The sequence below is a fragment of the Paraburkholderia bengalensis genome (genome assembly GCF_037126505.1).
Taxonomy (GTDB): domain Bacteria; phylum Pseudomonadota; class Gammaproteobacteria; order Burkholderiales; family Burkholderiaceae; genus Paraburkholderia; species Paraburkholderia bengalensis.
Window position 1 is genome coordinate 1 of record NZ_JACFYJ010000311.1, and the last position, 469, is coordinate 469.

Consider the following 469-nt stretch of genomic DNA (forward strand, 5'->3'; position numbering starts at 1 on the left):
GGCTCGCAGTTTTGTCAGAGCTTCTGAAAAGGCGGCTGAGTTGCCAGTCACCCTGCCATCGACCTGGACTATGACGTCCCCCGGCATGATGCCAGCCACCGCGCTGGCAGACCCCGGCTTCACCGTATTGACCAGTACGCCTGAGACGGTGGACAAACCAAGCGCAGCAGCGACGCCAACACTGACATCCTGTACGCCCAGGCCGAAACTGTCGCCGGTCGGCCGCGTCGGGCGTTGGTGCTGGCTTTGCAACGTCTTTAATAGCGTAGTTGCCGCGTCGGCTGGAATCGCGAACGTCGTTCCCGCAGGTCGATCGATGCCTCTGTGCTCATGCACAATGCCGATCACCTGGCCGGCCTCGTTAAAAACCGGACCGCCGGAGTGATCCGGATTCGCCGGTACAGCAGTCTGGATGAACACAAACCGCTTGCCGTCGGACAACGTACGCAGCGCGGTACTTACGATGCCC

General features: G+C 61.2%; 1 protein-coding gene. It reads right to left on the minus strand.

From position 1 onward, the window contains the following. Positions 1-441, minus strand: a 441-nt coding sequence (locus tag H3V53_RS44055; protein ID WP_336603072.1) for a S1C family serine protease, incomplete at its 3' end; no start/stop codon positions are given. Between the last annotated feature and the right edge of the window lie 28 nt (positions 442-469).